General features: G+C 56.9%; 3 protein-coding genes and 1 tRNA gene. All 4 read right to left on the reverse strand.

Annotated elements, in window-relative coordinates:
- Nucleotides 1-176: 176 nt before the first annotated feature.
- Nucleotides 177-452 (reverse strand): hypothetical protein, encoded by a 276-nt coding sequence (locus AC1DLB_RS23715; RefSeq protein WP_477744119.1) that lies wholly within the window; start codon nt 450-452, stop codon nt 177-179.
- Entirely contained in the window at nt 449-1429 is a 981-nt protein-coding gene (locus tag AC1DLB_RS23720; RefSeq protein WP_477785745.1) for an integrase domain-containing protein, read from the reverse strand. Before AC1DLB_RS23720 ends, AC1DLB_RS23715 begins: the two co-directional genes overlap by 4 nt.
- A 905-nt stretch (nt 1430-2334) precedes the next feature.
- Nucleotides 2335-3663, reverse strand: coding sequence for a tyrosine-type recombinase/integrase (locus AC1DLB_RS23725; protein WP_477744121.1), 1329 nt, complete (start codon nt 3661-3663; stop codon nt 2335-2337).
- Between the two features lie 164 nt (nt 3664-3827).
- Nucleotides 3828-3903 (reverse strand) — tRNA-Thr (locus tag AC1DLB_RS23730).
- Nucleotides 3904-3944 lie beyond the last annotated feature (41 nt).

Below are 3944 nucleotides of genomic sequence, written 5' to 3' on the forward strand. Positions count from 1 at the left end.
ATGTTAAGCAAGCGCTAAGCAAATTGCAAACATTTCTCCCCCTCCAGTCCCCTACGCCTCCCCCCTAGATCCCCAGAATGTCATCATTTGGCTCGCTCGATGCCGCCGGTTTGACTCTCTTTCAAGCACATCAGGTGATGCTTGGGCCGGATAGCCGGCTCTCAGCGTGGTTCCGCTTAGCGGTTGAATTGCCAGAGTTTTCCTAGGCGATGAGTGAGCAATTGTATGGTCAGCAAATAGTAATAGCGCGTCGATTCAGTGTGCTGGTTTAAGTGGTGATTCAAAAACCACGCAAGATGTTTTCTCTGCCAAGTCCATGGATTGTCGCGTTGCCAGCGTTCAGCGATAGCTGTTTGGATAGTCTTCGCCTGACGAAGGTGGCGCTGGCGTGTAGTATGTGACCCGGTCAAGATGCCCGCCAAGAACAGCTCAATATCGAATGGCTTGCTCATACTCGGCCACCGATGTATGCCGACACCACGTCGATACGACTATGTCCTAGCTCATAGCTGATTTGCAGTCGGGCCTCCTGATCAAGGTGTCGGTCGAGCTGGTAGCAGTTGCCGCCGTAGATGGGCGCAAAATGTCGAGTGATTTGCTCATAGCGTTCGCACGCGTAGGCTGCCCGCAGTTCGTGGAAGCCTTTGAGGTTGTGCTGATGAAGGATGTCCCGTGCGGGGCGGACGATTCCCTGCAAGAAATCGAGGTAGCGTTCGTTCGGTGCAAGCAAGTTGCGGCTATCGTCGGGCGAGACCTTTTCGGCAAACCTCAGTGCGTCACGAATATGATCATCTACCGTAATCCAACGAGGTGCTGACGCGCCTGAACGGCCACCTTTAGTGCCGTCCTGGATGTTGATCTTGCCGAATTGCTTGGCTTCACGTTTTAGACGGGGAAGGTCGGCCAAAATCGCTTCGCGCAAGCGCATACCGGTGGCTCGCGCTAACTGAGCGATGGCCGCGACGCGCGGCTGCTGGTTATCGCAAAGCACCTCTACGATCCGCTTCACCTGTTCGCGGTCTTGGCCTTGCGGCACTGAACGACGAACACTGGTGCGCCGCATTCCCAGCGCCTTACTCGGGCTCGGCGCTTTCACATACTGATCACCGCGAAGCGCGGCCATGGTCCGATTCACACTGGACAACCGGTTTTGCGCAGTGGCGATGGCTAGCTCACCTTGTTCAACTTGTTGACGCAGATGTCTGGCGTAGTCCAGCAAGGTTTGCCAATTAATCTGCCGCGCATCGTTAAACCCCGGCCCATCCTGCGAGCGACACCAGCGCACAAACGCCTGCCAGCGCTCACTGTGTGCTTTGACGGTGCCGTAATGCCCACCGCCAAACAGATCTTTCAATGCCTGTGGCCCGGCATAACTCAGTTGCCGTCCATAGCCAAAATTGCGTCCATCCCGTCGACCCACCAGTGYCATGATCAAATTCCTCTCGAAGCCAAAACGTTGAAGCTTTTCCCCACGTCATCCCGCCAAGAATGTTGAGTGTTATCAGGGATCAAGGCCCCTGCGACCTGTGAGGGTTGTCCACTYACGCGGGACTGGCGGCTCCTTACGGCCGGGAGCTTGGGCATCTCATGATCTGRYCTCCTGAACACTTCCGAAGAMGTGGGCGGGTGGAGGCTRCGCTGGCTGACGAGACCRGCGCCGCGAGATCCTGAGTYRGGTGAAGGCAGTGARGCGATGACCGGGGCATGCCTGACTGTCAGTCAGGTGCAGTCCATTCCGTGGRCTGCGGCACCATCATCKGCATCGCTGTTGCTGGTGACTTCGGTGTTTGTCACGCCGATTGTCACGAGGGGAAATGCCGCAATGCCTTGTACGAGGTAGGCTGCAGCAGTGGTAGGAGCGCCCGTCTCTTTCCGGGAGAAAGAGACGGGCGCAGGTTGGCGCAATGAAATGATCAAGCGGATAGGTTGCTGCAGGGCAGCTATGAAAGGGGGAAGTTGCCACAGTGGGCACACTGGTAAAAGTAGGCATCCATCACATCGCTGTGACCGTGCGAGCCGCCGGACGCTAATCGCACTTTGGGAGAACCACCACGGTGTGGCGTAGCCTTAAAGGTTCTGGCTACCTGGGTTGCTGTCAACGACAGCGCTTTGCCCGATCTTTTCTACGCCTGTGGATAATTTGGGTCAAGGCTCGAATTTTCGAGAATTCTGCGGCTGTGGATGAAATTATCCACCGGTGGAAATCTATGGTTTTCCACAGACAATTTGCGTGGGCTTTAGATTTTTTAAATGAGGTCCATCCAAGCAGGGCTGCTTTGCAGCCCCGCTTGGATGGACCCGCGTGGAAGGGCGGACAACGGTGATCTCACAGGCTTACCCACGTTTGGATGCGCCACGGCTATTTTGTAGGGCCGTGATGTTGTCACCGACTGGGTGAGCGAATTCGTGGGGTGTCACATGCCCATGGCGGTTGGCGTCGATGTAGTTGCTCCACCACGCCATGATCAGCCTGCGCTGTTCGAGGAATTCGGCCTTGTGGATATACGCGGCACGCACGCGGTTGCGTTCCTTGTGGCTCATTTGTCGTTCGATGGCTGCGTCGGTCCATAACCCGGACTCCAGCAGGGCGCTACAGGCCATAGTCCTGAAGCCGTGGCCGCACACGTCCTTGCTAGTGTCATAGCCGACGTTGCGGAGCATGGTGTTCACCGTGTTCTCTGACATGGGCTTCCAGTACTTGTGGTCTCCCGGTAGCACTAACTCTGAGAAACGACTGAGGCTGCGCAGGCGCTCCAGTATTTCGATGACCTGCGGCGATAGCGGAACCATTTGAATGTCGCCGTTCATCTTGGTCCCGCGCGTGGAGTTGCGTACCCCTTCAATCGGTGCGCGTGTATCGGGGATTTCCCACATGGCGCGTTGGAAGTCGAACTCACTCCATCGAGCGAAGCGCAGCTCGCTGGAGCGGACGAACACATGCAGAGTCAGCAGCACGGCAAGGCGCGTCAGTTCACGGCCGTTGTAGTTGTCGATACGGTGTAACAGTTCGGGTAGGCGGTTGAGGGAGAGGGCCGGGCGATGGACTGTGCGCGGCGCGTGAATCGAGCCTGCCAGATCCAGTGCAGGATTCATGGTGATCTGCCGAGCCCTTTTGGCCCCGCGCATGATGGTGGATAAGTAGTTCTGTACCCTTAACGCCACATCCATGGTGCCGCGTTCCTTGATGCGCTGGGTGATCTCTAGCAGGTCATGGGTATCGAGTTCAGCGATGGGGCGTTGGCCGATCAGGGGGAAGACGTGGGTACGCAGTCGGCTCATCACGGTTTTTGCGTGTCCTTCGGTCCAGCGACGGGACATGTCGGCGTGCCACTCCAGAGCAACGGTTTCGAAAAGCAGTGCCGTCCGCTGGGCTACGATCTTGGCCTTCTTCTTTTCTTCCATTGGGTCGAGGTTGTCGAGCAGCAACGCCTTGGCTTCGTCTCGCTTACGTCGTGCGACGGAAAGGGTAACGATGGGGTAATTGCCGATGATGAGCGTACCTTCCTTGCCGCTGGGCTTGGTGTACTTCAAGCGCCAGGTCTTCACGCCATTGGGTTTGACGAAAAGGTACATGCCGCCGCCGTCGAACAGTTTGTAGGCGCGTTCGCGGGTTTTGGCCGTGCGGCATTGCAGGTCGCTGAGGGGGATCGCTAGACGTGGCATAGGGGTACGCGCTCCTGACCGGGAAATCGCAGTACCCCTAACATACCCTCGGGGAAGGGGGATTTTGTTGGATCCCGACAGAGGGTCCTGGAACGAAAAAACCCGCCAAAGGGCGGGTTTTCGGGGCTTCCAGAGCATTCGGTGGAATGCAATGGAGCCTAATGTGGTGCCGGCACCAGGAATCGAACCCGGGACCTACTGATTACAAGTCAGTTGCTCTACCATCTGAGCTATACCGGCGTGTCAGGGCGACGATTATAGCGATTGGGTTGGTTCTGTAA

The sequence above is a fragment of the Pseudomonas sp. 05N434 genome, assembly GCF_056396965.1.